We start from the raw sequence: 17368 nt of genomic DNA, 5'->3' as shown, positions 1-17368 counted from the left end.
GAGGGATCCGATCAGCTCGAACGGATGGGGGTGGGATGGTGGTGCGTGTGAGAGTCGGCCTGCCCGTACTGATGCGCATGGGAGTGGCCACTGGCCTCCTCGAAGGCGTGCGAGTGGGCGTAACCGTGCCCGTGGTCAGCCGTCAGGCCTGCCTCAATGCCGTTGCGGCCGTGGCGCAGGTTGTGCAGAGCATCGCGGACCCGTTCGCGGATGACGCGCAGCGCGGCCTGCTCGCTCAGCAGCGCACCGTAGAACCCGGCATCGGCGAACCCGCCTTCCCCGAACGGCACGGGTTCCCCGCGCACGGTCGCTGTCCGTCGGAACCCTGCGGGGACGACGATCGTTTGCGCACTGCCGAGCAGCCGCAACCGGTTTACGGCCGCCAGGAGTCCGGTGGCGTCATCAACGGTCGCCGTATCCACAGGGTTGCCGGCCCCGTGGGTACGCACCAGATGTGCGATGCGGTGGAGCTCGGCGTCGTCGAAGGGGTTGGCAGCATCCGCGAAGATCAGGACAGCCGCCTCCGGTGCGCGCCGGCGCACCTCGGTGGCGGCAGCCCGAAGCCATGCCGTGAGGTGGTCAGCGCTGCCAAAGGCGTCGGCCAGGACCATTGGCGCGGGGGAGGATGCGGTGCCGTGACTCGGGGGTGCCTGGAGGCCGAGCCAGCTGAGCGTCTTGGCGATGTCCGCGACCAGGGTCGGATTCCGGCCGAAAGTCATTGGGAGCACGACGATCGGAGCCGGCTCGGCGCCGGAACCTGAACGGCCGCGCGCGCGCAGCTGTGTGAGCATGTTGTGCAACGGCCGGCCGGCCGGGGTGATGAGGGCACCGGGAACCAAATCCGCCGCGAAGGAGAGATCCGCTCCGTTGTTACTCTCGTGCCCTCCGACCAGCACCACGGTCGCTTGGGACTCGAGGAGCTGAGTCAACTCATACCCCGATGGGATCGTGGCAGGAGACGAGCTTGCTGCCGTCCACGAAAGTTGCCTCGACCTGCAGGAGCGGCAGCCGCTGCCGGACGCCATCCATGCACTGGCTTTCGGAGACGATGGTTTTGCCAAGCTCCATCACCTCCGCGACGGTCCGGCCGTCACGGGCGCCTTCCAGAATCGCCTCGCAAATGAGAGCGGTGGCTTCGCTGACATTCAGCTTGGTTCCGCGTTCTCGCCGTTTTCGGGCCAAATCGGCCACTTGGTATATGTACAGCTTGTCTATTTCTTTTGGAGTGAGGTCCATTGCTTCACCTTCAGCCGCAGTTGCGATCGCTTTGTTGGTGCTCGGCGCACCGGCCGAGCCCGCGTAAAAGAGACGCTACCCGCAGCAATTGGCAGTCAACACCCCGCTGTCCGGAACTGGGGTTGGTACAGTGCAGACAAATATCAGCGTTCATCCTGCACCCCGGACGGGTACAAAAAACCCGTGCTTCCCTTGACTTTCCAAGGGGAACACGGGTTGTTTGCGTACCGGCGCCGAGCCGGCTCGGACTTAGGACTCCAAGGCTTAGGACTCCAGGGTGGCGTCCAGCGAGATCTTGATTCCGGCGAGCGCCTGCGACACCGGGCAGCCGCTCTTGGCAGCCTCGGCGATGTCGGTGAATTCTTCGGCGGAGAGGCCGGGAACCACGGCAGTGACCTTCAGGCGGCTCTCGGTGATGCCGGTGCCGGGGACGAAGGTTACGTCAGCGGAGGTCTCGATGCGCTCAGCGGTCTTCCCGGCTTCGGCCAGTCCGTTGCTGAAGGCCATGGAGAAGCAGGCAGAGTGGGCTGCGGCGATCAGTTCCTCCGGGCTGGTCTTGCCGTTGGCTTCCTCTGCACGGGCCTTCCACGTGACGTCGTAGGTGCCGAGGCCGGAACTGTCGAGGGTGACATCACCCCTGCCGTTGAAGAGATCGCCGTTCCAGACGGTGTGGGCTGAGCGGACTGTAGCCATGGGAAGCTCCTTAAATGAGGATGGGATGAAGGCCGGCAGGTGCCGGGACTTCATCCCATCCTATTCAGTGACGTACAGCGGGTTCTACTGTCCTAGTGCCACATGGTTGCAACGGCGATGTTTACGACGGCCAGAATGCCCACGCTGTTGGCCAGGGCGGAGCTGACGGGCTCGTTCTTCTTGTACTTGCGCTGGCCGATGAACGCCAGCACGGCGATAACCAGGGCCACCACAAGCTTGACGGTAATCTTCGGGTAATTGACTTCGTAGTCATCCATCTCGGCCAGGCCGACGAGGAGGAGCCCGGTCAGCAGTGCCAGCAGCGCACCGTGGAACTGTCCGGGCATGACCGTGGGCTTCTTGATGTTGGCAAGCCAGATGCCGACGACGATAGCTGCACCGAGAATGTGCAGGAAAACAAGAAAGTTGTGTAGGAAGTCCATGTCTCCACTTTACGGAAGGCCCTGTCCGCATCAACCAGCAGACGGCGGGAGCAACGGTAACTTTTCGACAACATGTAGAAATTATGAGGGCAGCCGGTTCATGGCCGGGTTCCTCGGAGCTGGCCGGAGACGGAAAGCAAAAAGGGCGCTTCCCCGAGGGGAAGCGCCCTTTTAGGCGGTATTCAGACCGGGACTAGAGGCCCAGATCCGAGGAGAAGTTGCCTTCTTCAAGGCGGGCCTTCAGCGTCTGCAGGAACCGGCCTGCATCAGCGCCGTCCACCAGGCGGTGGTCGTAGGACAGGGACAGGTACATCATGGAGCGGATGGCGATGGTGTCATTGCCCTCGGCGTCGGTGAGGACGACGGGACGCTTGACGATCGCGCCGGTGCCCAGGATGCCCACCTGCGGCTGGTTGATGATCGGGGTGTCGAACAGGGCACCCACGGAACCGATGTTGGTGATGGTGAAGGTTCCGCCGGACAGCTCGTCCGGTCCGATCTTTCCGGCCTTGGTGCGCGAACCGACGTCGCCGATGCGCTTGGCCAGGCCGGCGATGTTCAGGTCGCCGGCATCGGTGATGACGGGGACCAGCAGGCCCTTTTCGGTATCCACGGCAATCGCGAGGTGCTCGGCGTCGTGGTACGTGATCTGCTGGGCGTCCGAGTCGTAGGACGCGTTCAGCTTCGGGTGCTGCTTCAGTGCCTCGGTGACTGCCTTGGCAATGAAGGGCAGGAAGGTGAGCTTGGCCCCGTTCTGCTCCTGGAAGGAGTTCTTGGCCGAGGCGCGCAGCTTGGCGATGCGCGTCATGTCCACTTCCTGGACCTGGGTCAGCTGGGCCGAGACCTGCAGCGATTCGACCATGCGGCGGGCGATCGTCTGGCGGATCCGCGGTGCCTTGACCGTGGTGCCGCGCAGCTTGGCGCTCTCATCGCTGATCTTTGCCGGAGCAGCCTTGTCAGAGGACGCCGATGCAGCAGCAGGAGCAGACGCGGCGGCCGGAGCAGCTTCGGAAGCCTTCTTGGCTTCGGCGGCTTCCAGGACATCCTGCTTGCGGATGCGGCCGGCTACGCCGGAACCCTTGACGGTGGACAGGTCCACGCCGTGCTGGTTTGCCAGTTTGCGCACCAGCGGCGTGACGTAGGTTCCTTCGGACTCGGAAGCTGCGGGAGCTTCCTGCTGGGGAGCCTCCTGCTTCGGAGCTTCGGCCTTGGGCTCAGGCTTCTTCTCTTCCTGCTTCGGGGCTTCCTTCTTCTCCGGCTCAGCGGCCGGAGCTTCGCGCTCGTCCTTGGAAGCGGCTGCTACCGGCTCGGCTTCCTTCGGCTCGGCCTTGGCCGGAGCGCCTGCACCCGAACCGATGACGGCGAGGACAGCGCCAACCTCGGCGGTGTCATCCTCATTCACGCGGATTTCCAGCAGCTTGCCGGCCACCGGGGAGGGGATCTCGGTGTCAACCTTGTCGGTGGAAACCTCAAGCAGGGGCTCATCCACCTCGACGTCGTCGCCCACGGCCTTGAGCCAGCGGGTGACGGTGCCTTCAGTGACGGACTCGCCCAGGGCCGGAAGGGTTACTTCGGTGCCTTCGCCGGAGCCCGACTCGGAGGCGGATGCCTCTTCGGCCGGAGCTTCCTGGGCCGGGGCTTCCTGAGCAGGAGCTTCTTCGGCGGGAGCTTCCTGGTTGGCGGCGCTGCCGCCGTCGTCCTTGGCATCGGCGGAACCGGAGCCGTCGCCGATGCGCACGAGCGCCTCGCCAACCTCGGCGGTTTCGTCTTCGGCGACGAGGATTTCCTCGATGACGCCGGCCACGGGGGAAGGAATTTCGGTGTCAACCTTGTCGGTGGACACTTCCAGCAGCGGCTCGTCTACCTCGACGCTGTCTCCGACTGCCTTCAGCCAACGGGTAACGGTACCTTCGGTAACGCTTTCACCAAGGGCGGGTAAGTTCACGGTTTCAGACATATTGTCCCCGTTTCTCCTTATTAGATCTTTTGAACCAGCCGTGCCGCTGGTGCTGGTGGTGGAAAGCCTAGTGCACCCGGGTTTTGTGAACCCGGGTGCACCGGGCAGGTAATTCTTTGTTTAGCCGTGCAGGGGCTTGCCGGCGAGGGCCATGGCGGCCTCGCCGAGTGCTTCGTTCTGCGTGGGGTGGGCGTGCAGCAGGCTCGCCAGGTCTTCCGGGTAGGCTTCCCAGTTCACGATCAGCTGTGCTTCACCGATCTGCTCGCCGATGCGGCCGCCGATCATGTGGACACCCACAATGGGGCCGTCCTTCTCGCGGACCATCTTGATCAGGCCGGAGGAGCCCAGGATGGAGGTCTTGCCGTTGCCGGCCAGGTTGTATTCCTGGACCTCGACGCTGTCATCACCGAACTTTGCCTTGGCAGCCTTCTCGGTCAGGCCCACCGAAGCGATTTCGGGCTCGCAGTAGGTGACCTTGGGGATGTTGACGTCTTCAACGATGACCGGCTTGAGGCCGGCGATTTCCTCGGCCACGAAGATGCCCTGCTGGAAGCCGCGGTGGGCCAGCTGCAGGCCGGGAACAATGTCGCCCACGGCGTAGACGTTGCCGACGCCGGTGTGCAGGCGCTCGTTGGTGATGACGAATCCGCGGTCCATGGTGAGGCCGGCTTCCTCGTAGCCCAGGTTGGCGGTGACCGGTCCGCGGCCGACTGCCACGAGCAGGAGGTCGGCTTCGTACGTCTTGCCGTCCGCCAGCGTGACGACGACGCCGTCGTCGTTCTGCTGGACGTTGTCGAAGAAGATACCCGTGCTGAACTTGATGCCGCGCTTCTTGTAGGCGCGCTCAAGCTGCTTGATGATGGCTGCGTCTTCGTTCGGGACCAGGGAGGGCAGGCCTTCCACGATGGTGACGTCCACGCCGAAGGAGTTCCACACCGAGGCGAACTCGACGCCGATGACGCCGCCGCCGAGGATGATGGCGCTCTTGGGCACGGTGTCCATCTTCAGGGCCTGGTCAGAAGTGATGACCTTGCCGCCGATTTCCAGGCCGGGCAGTGAACGGGAGTAGGAGCCGGTGGCCAGGATGATGTTGGCGCCGGTGTACGTCTCGCCGTTGACCTCAATGGTCTTTTCGCTGGTGAGCTTGCCTTCGCCTTCGATGACAGTGATGCCCTTGGACTTGATCAGGCCCTGCAGGCCGCGGAACTTGCCCGCAATGATGTTGTCCTTATAGGAGTTCACAGCCGTCATGTCGATCGAATCGAAAGTGGCGTTGATGCCGTACTTCGATGCGGTCTTGGCATTCTCGGCAATTTCGGCCGAGTGAAGCAGAGCCTTGGTGGGGATGCAGCCGTTGTGCAGGCAGGTGCCGCCCAGCTTTCCCTTTTCAATAAGTCCTACGGAGAAACCCAGTTCCACGGAACGGAGAGCAGCGGCATAACCACCGCTTCCTCCTCCAAGGATCAGGATGTCGAATTCTTGCGCAGTTGCCTTTTCGGCCACTTGGACGCTCCCTCGCGTAATCGGTGACGCACATGGGCGCGTCGTTTTAGTGATTTGGGCGGTTGTGATCGTCTCTCACACTATCCCGCCGGCAGGGCTCCATCCACTCGGTGATGGGCCGCCGGCGGGAAGTGTAAGGAGAAACACGAGCCGTATTGCTTGTTCCCGGTAGTCCCCGAAGGGTGCCGGTGCTATAGGTACGCCTTAGGCGGAGCGGGAGACAACGTCTTCCGCGTAGGCCACCAGTGTGCGGACGGCGACGCCGGTCCCCTCCTTGGGCGTGTAGCCGTAGGGTGAGCCTTCGTTGAATGCCGGTCCGGCGATGTCCAGGTGGGCCCACGGGATCTTCACGCCGTCGACTTCTCCGACAAACTCCCGCAGGAAGCTTGCTGCGGTCATCATGCCGCCGAACCGCTCGCCGTGGTTGGCGATGTCGGCAACCTGTGAATCCAGGGATGCCCGCAGTTCCTCGGGGATGGGCATGGGCCAGAACAGCTCTCCGGCGCGGTCCGCGGCGACCTTTACGGCGTCGCGCACCCCTTCCTCGCCCATGACGGCCGAGACCCGGTTGCCCAGGGCGATCATCTGTGCACCGGTGAGGGTGGCAACGTCGATCAGGACGTCGGGCGCTTCTTCAGAGGCTGCTACCAGGCCGTCGGCCATGACCAGCCGGCCTTCGGCATCAGTGTTCAGAACCTCAACGGTGCGTCCGCCGTAGGTGGTCATGACGTCGCCCGGACGCTGCGCGGTGCCCGAAGGCATGTTCTCGGCCAGGCACAGCCAAGCGGTGACCTTGACCGGCAGGCTCAGTTCGGCGATGGCGAGCAGGGCGTTCAGGACGACGGCGGCCCCGCCCATGTCGCACTTCATGGTCTGCATTCCGGCGGCAGGCTTCAGCGAGAGTCCGCCGGAATCGAAGGTGATGCCCTTGCCCACCAGGGCGAGCTTGGCCTTGGCACGCGTGGGGGCGTATTCCACCTTGACCATGCGCGGCGGGCGGGAGGAGCCCTTGCCCACGCCCATGAGCCCGCCAAAGCCGTCACGCTCCAGCTTCTTTTCGTCCATGACGGTGATCTTGACCTTGGATGAGAGAGGCTTGGCCAGGTCCTTTGCCGCCTGCGCGAAAGTCTCCGGATACAGGTGGCTCGGCGGCTGGTTCACCAGGGTCCGGGTGGCGTTGACCGCGCGGCCCAGGATCCGGGCGCGGTCCAGGGCAGGCTTCAGCGCCTTGTCGTCAGCGGCCGGCGTGACAACGATGATGTTGCTCACCGGGTCCTTGAGCTTGGCCTTGTCCGTGCGGTGTTCGGTGTAGCTGTAGGCGCCGAACAGGGCGCCCTCGGCGACGGCTGCGGCGTCGGCCACGGTGGCGGCCGGCAGGGCAAGGGCGACGGTCTCGGTGCCGGCCAGCTGCCGGACGGCGGAGCCGGCGGCGCGGCGCAGTGCCTCGGAGCTCAGGGGGACGCCGGCGCTGACCTTGCCCACGCCGGTCAGGACCAGCATCTGTGCGTCGAGTTCCGGCAGGCCCGGAAGGCGCAGGACCTCGTCAGCGGCACCGGTGGCACCGAGCAGCGGAAGGGATGCCGCGAGGGCGGTGGCTGCCTTGGAACTGAGCGGGCTGTCAATCAGAACCGGACCGCCGGGGGTCTGGCCTATGCCCACTACCAAAGCCTGGGCCGGCACCTTTTGCACGTCCCGGGAGACCACCGTCAGATTTGGTTCGTTCGTTTTGACCACGAAGTTACATCCTTAATATTTCCGAATATTGGCTGGTGCCGCTTTCCCGCGTCCCGCTTTATGCCGGAGCAGCGCCTTATTACCGATCGTAGTCTCTTGGCAGTGGTGCACAGGTTTGCTAAGCCACGCGCGTGCGCCCTCGGCGGACGGGAATGAAACGCAGGGGCAGCGGCGTTTACCCTTGAGTAAAGAGCGCAGCAAGCGCTGGCCCGCTGTATTGGGCGGATTCCTCCCACATCGGGAGCACATCCTTATATTTCTCGAACGACCCGAGCGCATGGAAGCACAGAAGGGGAAGACATGCTTGACCCGCTGACCCTGTTCAACCTGAATCCGGAGGTGGCCGACGATTCCGGCCTGCACGGATTGCAGCTTCTGATGGGCTTCACCGGCTTCGCCGAGGCAGGCCATGTGGTCTCCCAGATCCGCGATGAGCTGCTGGAAACCCTGGACCATGACCTGGTGGCCACCTTTGATTCGGACCAGCTCATCGACTATCGGGCGCGGCGTCCGCAGATCGCCTTTGTCCAGGACCACCTGGCCGACTACGAGCCGCCGCAGTTGAACCTGTACCGGCTGCATGACGGCCTGGGCGAACCCTTCCTTTTCCTGACCGGGTTTGAACCGGACGTGCAGTGGGAACGCTTCGCTGCCGCCGTCGTCCACCTGGCCAAGAGCTTTGACGTGCAGCGGGTGAGCTGGATCCACTCGATCCCCATGCCGGTGCCGCATACCCGGCCCGTGGGCGTGACCGTCCACGGGAACCGGCCCGACCTGATGGCCGGCATCAGCGCCTGGCGTCCCAACGCGCAGATCCAGGCAGCCGTGGGGCACGTGCTGGAACTGAGGCTGATGCAGGCGGGGTTCGACGTCGTCGGCCATGCCATGCACGTGCCGCACTACCTGGCCGAAGCCGAATTCCCGCCCGCCGCCGTGGCGGGCCTGGAATACCTCGGTGCAGCCGCCTCGCTGGTGCTGCCCACCGACCGGCTGCGTGAAGCCGGCCGTGAAGTGGAGCGCCAGATTGCCGAACAGGTGGAAGCCTCCGCAGAGGTGAAGGGCGTGGTGGCCACCCTCGAAAAGCGCTATGACGAATACACGGACAGCACGGTTCGCCGCTCCCTGCTTGTTAAGGACAATGACGAGTTGGCCGATGCAGAGGAACTTGGTGCCGCCGTCGAAGCCTATTTGGCGAGCCCGCAGGCGGAGGAAGAATCCGAAGCCCTGCGGCCTGAAAACAATCTGGATACAACGGAGGACGCAGAAACTCGTGGGAATGCCGATACATCCGGAGAAACGAAGTCTTCCGGCCCGTCCGACCGGGAAGCCGGGACAGCTACGGGGGACTAGTCCGACGGCGGTGCGGCCATGACCTCGAAACGCGCCTGGATTGTATGGGGCGTCAGCGTCCTGGCCTATCTTGTTGCGGTGACCCAGCGGACCACCTTTGGTGTTGCCGGTCTGGAAGCCACAGCCCGCTTTGACGCCACCGCCTCGATTCTTTCGGTCTTCACGGTGGTGCAGCTGCTGGTCTACGCCGGGCTTCAAATTCCGGTTGGCGTGCTGGTGGACCGCTTTGGCCCGCGGCTGCTGATCGCCGCAGGTGCCGCACTGATGGTGGCGGGGCAGCTGCAGCTTGCCACTGCCGATACCGTGGGCGGGGGCATCCTGGGCCGGTCCCTGGTGGGCGCCGGTGATGCCCTGACCTTTATCAGTGTCCTGAGGCTTCTGCCGGCGTGGTTCTCCGGACGGCAAATCCCCGTACTGACGCAGTGGACGGGAATCATCGGGCAGCTGGGCCAGATTGCCAGCGCCGTTCCCTTTGCCTTTGTCCTGCACCGCTTCGGCTGGAGCACAGCCTTTGTGTCCGCCGCGTCCCTGTCCGTGCTGGTCCTCGCGCTCACGCTCGTCTTTGTCCGCAACCGGCCCTCCGGTGCTGAGGCCCCGGTGCTGCTGCCCCTGCGCCAAACCGCGACCTCCCTGGGCCAGGCCTGGCGCCAGCCGGGCACCCGGCTGGGAATGTGGACACACTTCACCATTCAGTTCCCCGGCACCGTGTTTGTCATGATGTGGGGCTTCCCGTACCTGGTCAGCGCTGAGGGAGTGGAGTCCTCCTGGGCATCGGCCCTGATGACCCTCTTTGTGGTGGTAGCCGTCATTTGCGGGCCATGTCTGGGGTCCTGGGTGGGGCGCCATCCGCTGCGCCGGTCCACCATGGTCCTGCTGATCGCTGCCGCCATGGCCAGCGCCTGGCTTGCGGTGATGCTGTATCCCGGCCCGGCGCCGCTGTGGCTGCTGGCACTGCTCGTCGCGGTCCTGGCCGTTGGCGGCCCCGGCTCAATGATTGGGTTCGACTTTGCCCGCACCTACAACCCGGGCCACCGGCTGGGCACCGCTACCGGGATAGTCAACATTGGCGGGTTCATCGCTTCCCTGGTGTCCATGTACCTGATCGGTGTGGTGCTGGACTTCCTGAATGCCCGCGGCTTCTCCGGCGGAGACCTGTATGCGCTGGATTCCTTCCGCATAGCGCTGGCAGTCCAATTTGCGGTGATGGCTGTGGGGGTCGCCGGAATCCTGCGCACCCGCTCCCGGGTGCGGGCGCGGATGGCCGACGACGGACTGCGGCTTCCGCCCCTGCGCGAAGCTATGGCCCGTGAACGGCGGCGCAAACAGGCAGAACGCGCCGCCCGGCAGGCTGCCCGCGGAGCTGGCTCCGATGGGACCGAAGCGGAAACCGAAACGGAAACCGAAACGGTGGCCGGACGCCGGGCCAGCTCCGGGAACGGCACGTTCGGCGGACACGGCCCGGATGGCGGCCCCGACGCGAACTAGGATCTGAGCGGGCGGTGCAGCGGGGATTTATCCTGGGGGATGGCCGTTTTTCGGCGGGTCGAGTCCTCCTCCACCGGGACGGCCGCGCGGCCGCGGAGAATGCTGTATCCACAGCAACGGCTTCGGCGCCGCTGCGCGCCTTCCACGCCGCAATGCTGGGGTTCATGACGAATTCTCCCAGCGGCCGGCGGCCCCAGGAACCGTTCCCAGTTCGCGGACCTGAGGACATTCTGGCCTTTATACCCCACAGCCTTGGTTTCGTTCCTCGGAACTCACTGGTCCTGATGACGGTCGACACCGTCCGCCTCGGGGCCACGCTGCGCCTGGACCTCCCGGCGTCAGCCCTTGATTATTCGGACTTTGCTGCAAAAGTCTGTGAAATCCTGCGCACAGACCTCTCCGCAGACGGCGTGTTGATGGCCCTGTATACGGACCGCGCCTGGAAGCGTCCGGATGTTCCGCCCTACCGCAGGCTCGTTTCAGCCCTGGGTCAGTGCCTGGCCGATGCAGGCATGCCTATCCGGGACGGCTGGGTGGTGTCCGCCGCTGCATGGCGGGAGTACTTCTGTGTTGACGGCAGCTGCTGCCCCTGGCCTGGACATCCGCTGGGTGATATCAGCGCCAGCACCCTCAGCGCCGAAATGGTGTACCGCGGAAGCGCCTATGCCCCTTCATTGGGTGAAGCTGTGGACATGGACCTTCCGCCGCGGTGGGCGGACGCTTCAGATGCTGCAGCCCATTGTGCTGCCTACGCACGCCGTTTGAAGGGCAGGTGGTGCGGGTACGAACAATTTGAGGACACTTTACGCATTTGGGACTGGTTCATTTCCGCTGCGGCAGCGGATGCCCGGTCCCTGCCCGGTGCCGAACCCGGCTGCCCCCGCGTTCGCGCCCACCCGGAGGCAGCCGGTTTCCTGCTGGCGAGTCTGCACGCCCGGCCGGTTCGGGACACGCTCCTGGTCATGGCCGCCCTGGGCCTGAAGCAGGCGCTGACCGGTGCTGCCGACTGTAACCTCCTGTCGGCAGACGGGAAGCCTCCGCTCGTGCCTCCGGGTTTCGGTCCTGCCGGTGCCGTGGAAAACGCCGGGGGTCCGGGCGGAGGCCCCCTGCAGCAGCGGTCGGACAGTGCGGCCCAAACCTTTCGTGATGTGCTGGTGGGACAGTGCCTCCGCGCACCGCAGTGGCGCGGCATGGACGCTGCTTTTTCCGTTTTCGCGGAACTCCTGGCGGCAGCTGCAGCTGATCAATGCGCAGACCGGGAGGCAACAGCGGCCCTGCTGAGCCTGCTGGCCTGGATTGAATGGGCCCGGGGGAGAGGATCCAGGGCACAGGTGTACCTGGTGCGGTGCCTGGCTGCCTATCCGGGATACCGGCTGGCCCAGCTCCTGGAGGAATTGCTGGCAACCGGCCTGTTCCCCCTCTGGGCGCGGTCAGCGGGGACGGCCTGGAAGGGGTCGTCGGAACAACACCCCGGCGCCGCCCGGACATGAGGACCGCGCCGTCCGGATACTGGCCCTGCGCCACCCGCCGAATGGGGGTCCGTTGCTGGCAGCAGCAGGAAATCGTGAGACAATGGGAACCGAGACCCGGTCGGGTTCGTGTATCAAGTGTCGCTTTTGATTCCTTTGCCTTGCGGCGGGGGAACAGAAACCGGAGCGTGAGTGTTCTCTTAAGGAGCACTACTGCAGACGGGATCGCTTGAATCCAAGCACGGACTTGACAGGGTCATAGTGGTGTTGCCCCTAATGGCGATTCCACAGCCCGCCGTATGAAAGGTTTTCTGTGTCGCCGAGAAAGTCAACTGCAGTCGAAGAGACTGACACTGCAAGCAAGCGCACTGCCGTAGAGGAAACGCCTGCTCCGATGGAAGCGGCCGCCGGCGAAAAGACCGCGGTAAAAACCGTCCGCAAGGCCGCGGTGCGTAAGCCTGCCGCAAAGTCAGGTACCGCTGCAGCCGGCCGCAAGACGCCCGCCAAGTCTGCCAAGGCCGCAAAGGCTGCCGCAGCCGAAGAGGAGGAGTCGCACAACGACTCCGAGGCTGAGCCGGAGGCTGACGCGCCTGACGCACCCGAAGCAGCGCCGACCGGCTCCGGATTCGTCTACTCGGATGCCGACGACGACGACGCACCTGCCCAGCAGGTCGTCTCCGCCGGTGCCACTGCCGATCCGGTCAAGGACTACCTGAAGCAGATCGGCAAGGTCGCCCTGCTGAACGCTGAGCAGGAAGTCGACCTCGCGCTGCGGATCGAAGCGGGGCTTTTTGCTGAAGAAAAGCTTGCAGCCGATCCGAACATGGACCCCAAGCTCAAGCGCGAGCTTGAGTTCATCGTCCACGACGGCAAGCGCGCCAAGAACCACCTGCTGGAGGCCAACCTCCGACTCGTGGTCTCCCTGGCCAAGCGCTACACCGGCCGCGGCATGCTCTTCCTGGACCTGATCCAGGAAGGCAACCTGGGTCTGATCCGTGCGGTCGAGAAGTTCGACTACACCAAGGGCTTCAAGTTCTCCACCTACGCCACATGGTGGATCCGCCAGGCCATTACCCGCGCCATGGCCGACCAGGCCCGCACCATCCGTATTCCGGTGCACATGGTTGAGGTCATCAACAAGCTTGCACGCGTGCAGCGCCAGATGCTTCAGGACCTGGGCCGCGAGCCCGCTCCGGAAGAGCTGGCGCTGGAACTGGACATGACGCCTGAAAAGGTTGTCGAGGTCCAGAAATACGGCCGCGAACCGATCTCACTGCACACTCCGCTGGGTGAAGACGGCGACTCCGAGTTCGGTGACCTCATTGAGGACTCCGAGGCCGTGGTTCCGGCTGACGCAGTGAGCTTTACGCTGCTGCAGGAACAGCTGCACTCCGTGCTGGATACACTCTCCGAGCGTGAAGCCGGCGTAGTGGCCATGCGTTTCGGTCTCACCGACGGCCAGCCCAAGACGCTGGATGAGATTGGAAAGGTTTACGGGGTTACCCGTGAGCGCATCCGCCAGATCGAGTCCAAGACCATGTCCAAGCTGCGTCACCCGTCGCGGTCACAGGTTCTGCGCGACTACCTGGACTAAGTATCAGCAGTACCAGCTGCAACTCTGGTGGTGTGCCCCCTGTTCCGCCTCGGCGGAACAGGGGGCACCGCTTTAAGCGGCCGGGACCTCAGGACGTGGTGCACCCGCAGGACCGCGGGCATGGAAAAGGCTCCCCCCGCTGAGCGGGAGGAGCCTTCCAAGCTGTACGCGGTGTCCGGGCAACCGGTTCCGCCGTCACTGCGGCACTAGTCTGCCGGGACTGCTTCTGCCTTCGTCATCAGGCGGGACGTCTCGTCCTGCCATTCCGAGGTCAACGGGCGGAGATTCGTCTCCACTGCCCGAGCATGATGTCCGCAGAAGAGAAGTTCCCCACCCGAGGATTCAAGTACCGCACGTACGTACGCCTGCGCGCCGCACCGGTCGCAGCGGTCCAGCGTATTCAGTTCACGAGTAGCTACTGCTGCTGTCATGAAAGCCTCCTAAAGGGTGTTGATACTTCATATAACCATCTTTGAGGTCGAAGCCTTTGCATACAGGGCGGTCTTTCGCTCTGCGCGTAGCAACCCGGCGGACTGTTGTGAGGTATTTCACCGCTGCTGAGTCGCTGGCGCGCAGTGTCAGTGGCGGGCCTTAACCTAGGAAGTAGCCCGGACCCTTCCGGGCAAGAGCTGGATCGGCGATCTGCCGGCCAACGGTCCCAAGGCCTGAGGAGTTTCAAACACGTGGCGCCCCCGAACACTGAGTACAACGCCCGCCACCTTTCCGTTCTGGAAGGGCTCGAAGCTGTCCGGAAACGCCCGGGCATGTACATCGGTTCCACAGACTCCCGCGGACTGATGCACTGCCTGTGGGAGATCATCGACAACTCGGTGGACGAGGCTTTGGCCGGATACGGCCAGAGCATCAAAATCATCCTCCATCCGGACGGCTCGGTGGAAATCCATGACGACGGCCGCGGCATCCCCGTGGACATCGAGCCCAAAACGGGTCTGTCAGGCGTGGAAGTCGTTTTCACGAAGCTGCACGCCGGCGGCAAATTCGGCGGCGGTTCCTACGCTGCCTCGGGCGGCCTGCACGGCGTTGGCGCCTCTGTGGTCAATGCGCTTTCCTCCCGCCTGGATGTCCAGGTGGACCGCTCCGGCAAGACGTACCAGATGAATTTCCGGCGCGGCGAACCGGGCCACTTTGCCGACACGGGCAAGACTCCCCGCCCCGACGCGAAATTCACGCCCTTCCTTGAAACCTCCAAACTTGAGGTGGTTGGCAAGGCCAAACGCGGCGTCACCGGCACCCGGATCCGCTATTGGGCGGACCGCCAGATCTTCACCCCCGACGCCAAGTTCTCCTACACGGAACTGCAGTCCCGCGCACGGCAGACCTCGTTCCTGGTTCCCGGCCTGCGCATCACCCTGCGGGACGAGCGCCGGCTTCCCGGCACCGCCGGCGAAGCAGGACCGGTGGAAGAAGTCTTCCAACACGACGGCGGCATCACCGAGTTTGTGGAATTCCTCGCGGCGGACGCTCCTGTCACCGACATCTGGCGCCTGCAGGGCAGCGGCAAGTTCAAGGAATCCGTGCCCGTCCTCGATGACTCCGGCCACAGCAAAATCGCAGAGGTGGAACGTGAGTGCGAGGTGGACATTGCGCTGCGCTGGGGGATTGGCTACGAAACCAACATCCGCAGCTTCGTGAACATCATCGCTACACCCAAGGGAGGAACGCACCAGGCCGGTTTTGAGCAGGCACTGCTCAAGACCTTCCGCAAAGTGATCGAGGCCAACGCCCGCAAGCTCAAGGCCGGCAGTGACAAGATCGAGAAGGACGACGTGTTTGCCGGACTCACTGCAGTCCTCACCGTCCGTCTGGCCGAGCCGCAGTTCGAGGGCCAGACCAAGGAAATCCTCGGCACTTCCGCTGTCCGCGCCATTGTGGCCAAGGTGGTGGACAAGGAAATCACGGCCCGGTTGAATTCCACCGCCCGGGCGGACAAGCAGCAGTCCGCGCTGCTGCTGGAAAAAGTTGTCTCGGAGATGAAATCCCGTATCTCCGCGCGGGTCCACAAAGAAACCCAGCGGCGCAAGAACGCCCTGGAGACCTCTACCATGCCGGCCAAACTGGCAGACTGCCGCATCGACGACAGCGAGCGTTCAGAGCTGTTCATCGTCGAGGGTGACAGCGCGCTCGGCACGGCCAAGCTGGCCCGCTCATCGGATTACCAGGCACTGCTGCCCATCCGGGGGAAGATCCTGAACGTCCAGAAGGCTTCCGTGGCGGACATGCTGTCCAATGCCGAATGCGCCGCCCTGATCCAGGTGGTGGGCGCCGGTTCCGGACGCAGCTTCGCCCTGGAGGCCGCCCGCTACGGCAAGGTCATCTTCATGACGGATGCAGACGTTGACGGCGCCCATATCCGCACCCTACTGCTGACGCTCTTCTTCCGCTACATGCGCCCGCTGGTGGAGGCCGGACGCGTGTACGCGGCGGTTCCGCCGCTGCACCGTGTGGAGGTCATCAATCATGGTTCCAAGGCCAACGAGATGATCTACACCTACAGCGAGAAGGAACTGCACCAGTTGCTGGCCAGACTGCAGAAGGAGGGCAAGAACTACAAGGAGCCCATCCAGCGGTACAAGGGCCTGGGCGAAATGGATGCGGACCAACTGGCCGAAACCACCATGGATCCGCGCCACCGGACGCTGCGGCGCGTGCGCATTGACCAGGCAGCCGACGCCGAACGGGCCTTTGAGCTGCTCATGGGCAGCGACGTGGCCCCGCGCAAGGACTTCATCATTGCCGGTGCCGCCATGCTGGACCGCGACCGCATCGACGCCTAGCAGGAGACAGGCCAGAGGGAACAGGCCAGAGGGAAGACACCAGGGGAGACACGCCAGGTGGAGCCGGCCGGAGGAATCCGGCCGGTAGCCTCGGCCGGGCGGAATCGGAAGACCCGCCCGGAATCCTGGGTCACTCCGGAATCAGAGGATGCCCGGAATGACCAGAAGCGTTGTGGGCACGGCCAGCAGCAGCCCGGACAGGATGAGCACAGCCGTGCGTTGCCAGGCAGGCAGCGGGGGCAGGGGGGTCAGCAGTCGGGTCAGCCGGTGCACCGTACCCAGTTTTTCCTGCTGGTCCGGGCTGTCCGGCAGAAGCCCCCGCGGTTCGTGCGCATTGAGTGCCTCCGGGGCCGCTGCACCGGTTCCCACGATTGCCACGGCCCGGATCAGGGTTTCGGGCTGCACTGCGCGCAGGGCGTCGTCGTCCGCCAGCATTTCGATCAGCTCATTGACCGACTGCTGGGCGAGCTGGGAGGTGGGCAGCCACGGAAGGGCCGCGCGCCACGCCGCAAAGGCCCAGAGCAGCAGGTGATGGTGCTGGGACAGATGCGCCTTCTCGTGGATCAGGACTGCTGAGAGCTCGTCGTCTGAGAGCATTTCCAGCAGCCCGTCCGAGAGGACTGTGACTGAACGCGCGCCGCCCGGAAGGCAGTAGGCCACAGGCGCGGGGTGGTTGATGACCACGGTGGCGGGCCGGGTGGCAGAGGGAGAACTGAGCAGCGCCAGCATGTCCCGGTGCCTGCGGCGGCCGCGATGGATCCGGTAATAGGTCAGCAGCAGGGTGAAAATGAGGTGGGCGCTGAGCAGCAGGGCAGCGCTGAGGGCAAAAACATGCACCAGGCCCAGCGTGGTGGCGGGTGCGCCGTTGATCAGGATGTTCCAGAGCCCGCGGAGCGCATCGACCAGGTTGTCGCCCAGGGGCTCAAGGCCCCAGGTGAGCATGGCGCCGATCATGGACAATCCGCCGGCGAGGGCGATGGCCTGCCAGAGCACCATGGCGGTGAAGGGCGATCGGGCAGGCCACTTGGCCCGGGACAGTGCTATGGGAACAGGCCACGCCAGCACGAGGGCCAGCGCGGCCAGAGCATATGAGGCCCAGAACACCGGGG

General features: G+C 64.4%; 14 protein-coding genes. 5 read left to right on the top strand and 9 right to left on the bottom strand.

Going from position 1 to position 17368, the window contains the following annotated elements:
- Nucleotides 1-11 precede the first annotated feature (11 nt).
- From ACIQXM_RS14715 to ACIQXM_RS14685, 7 genes are all read right to left on the bottom strand, one after another.
- Complete coding sequence (locus ACIQXM_RS14715; protein ID WP_400932777.1) at nt 12-929, bottom strand: hypothetical protein; 918 nt, start codon at nt 927-929, stop codon at nt 12-14.
- A 1-nt stretch (nt 930) separates the two neighbouring features.
- Nucleotides 931-1236, bottom strand: coding sequence for an urease subunit gamma (locus ACIQXM_RS14710; RefSeq protein ID WP_104054653.1), 306 nt, complete (start codon nt 1234-1236; stop codon nt 931-933).
- A 264-nt stretch (nt 1237-1500) separates the two neighbouring features.
- Nucleotides 1501-1929, bottom strand: coding sequence for an OsmC family protein (locus ACIQXM_RS14705; RefSeq protein WP_400932775.1), 429 nt, complete (start codon nt 1927-1929; stop codon nt 1501-1503).
- Nucleotides 1930-2021: 92 nt separating this feature from the next.
- Nucleotides 2022-2372 (bottom strand): hypothetical protein, encoded by a 351-nt coding sequence (locus tag ACIQXM_RS14700; RefSeq protein ID WP_400932773.1) that lies wholly within the window; start codon nt 2370-2372, stop codon nt 2022-2024.
- A 193-nt stretch (nt 2373-2565) separates the two neighbouring features.
- Complete coding sequence (gene sucB, locus ACIQXM_RS14695) at nt 2566-4329, bottom strand: 2-oxoglutarate dehydrogenase, E2 component, dihydrolipoamide succinyltransferase (protein ID WP_400932771.1); 1764 nt, start codon at nt 4327-4329, stop codon at nt 2566-2568.
- A gap of 120 nt (nt 4330-4449) precedes the next feature.
- Nucleotides 4450-5832: a dihydrolipoyl dehydrogenase gene (gene lpdA, locus ACIQXM_RS14690; protein ID WP_400932769.1), complete on the bottom strand. Its 1383-nt coding sequence runs from the start codon at nt 5830-5832 to the stop codon at nt 4450-4452.
- 204 nt (nt 5833-6036) lie between these two features.
- Nucleotides 6037-7566, bottom strand: a complete 1530-nt coding sequence (locus ACIQXM_RS14685) for a leucyl aminopeptidase (protein WP_400932767.1) — start codon at nt 7564-7566, stop codon at nt 6037-6039.
- Nucleotides 7567-7866: 300 nt separating this feature from the next.
- Between ACIQXM_RS14685 and ACIQXM_RS14680 the strand changes: the two genes are divergently transcribed.
- The 4 genes from ACIQXM_RS14680 to ACIQXM_RS14665 all read left to right on the top strand — a co-directional run bounded on the left by ACIQXM_RS14680 (nt 7867) and on the right by ACIQXM_RS14665 (nt 13464).
- Nucleotides 7867-8916, top strand: coding sequence for a proteasome assembly chaperone family protein (locus ACIQXM_RS14680; protein WP_400932765.1), 1050 nt, complete (start codon nt 7867-7869; stop codon nt 8914-8916).
- Between the two features lie 18 nt (nt 8917-8934).
- Nucleotides 8935-10401, top strand: coding sequence for a nitrate/nitrite transporter (locus ACIQXM_RS14675; RefSeq protein ID WP_400932763.1), 1467 nt, complete (start codon nt 8935-8937; stop codon nt 10399-10401).
- A gap of 152 nt (nt 10402-10553) precedes the next feature.
- Nucleotides 10554-11891 carry a DUF4192 domain-containing protein gene (locus tag ACIQXM_RS14670; RefSeq protein WP_400932990.1) on the top strand — a complete coding sequence of 446 codons (1338 nt, stop codon included), beginning with the start codon at nt 10554-10556 and terminating at the stop codon, nt 11889-11891.
- Nucleotides 11892-12183: 292 nt separating this feature from the next.
- Nucleotides 12184-13464, top strand: a complete 1281-nt coding sequence (locus tag ACIQXM_RS14665) for an RNA polymerase sigma factor (RefSeq protein ID WP_400932761.1) — start codon at nt 12184-12186, stop codon at nt 13462-13464.
- 206 nt (nt 13465-13670) lie between these two features.
- Here ACIQXM_RS14665 and ACIQXM_RS14660 read toward each other — a convergent pair whose 3' ends face one another.
- On the bottom strand, nt 13671-13895 hold the full coding sequence (locus ACIQXM_RS14660; protein WP_400932759.1) for a hypothetical protein: 225 nt from the start codon (nt 13893-13895) through the stop codon (nt 13671-13673).
- 252 nt (nt 13896-14147) lie between these two features.
- Between ACIQXM_RS14660 and ACIQXM_RS14655 the strand changes: the two genes are divergently transcribed.
- Entirely contained in the window at nt 14148-16259 is a 2112-nt protein-coding gene (locus ACIQXM_RS14655) for a type IIA DNA topoisomerase subunit B (RefSeq protein WP_400932757.1), read from the top strand.
- Between the two features lie 141 nt (nt 16260-16400).
- Here the strand turns inward: ACIQXM_RS14655 and ACIQXM_RS14650 are convergent, their stop codons facing one another.
- Entirely contained in the window at nt 16401-17363 is a 963-nt protein-coding gene (locus tag ACIQXM_RS14650) for a M56 family metallopeptidase (RefSeq protein WP_400932755.1), read from the bottom strand.
- Nucleotides 17364-17368 lie beyond the last annotated feature (5 nt).

It is taken from the genome of Arthrobacter sp. NPDC097144 (assembly GCF_044762205.1).
In the GTDB taxonomy this organism is placed as follows: domain Bacteria; phylum Actinomycetota; class Actinomycetes; order Actinomycetales; family Micrococcaceae; genus Arthrobacter_B.
This window is presented reverse-complemented; position numbering and strand designations above follow the sequence as displayed.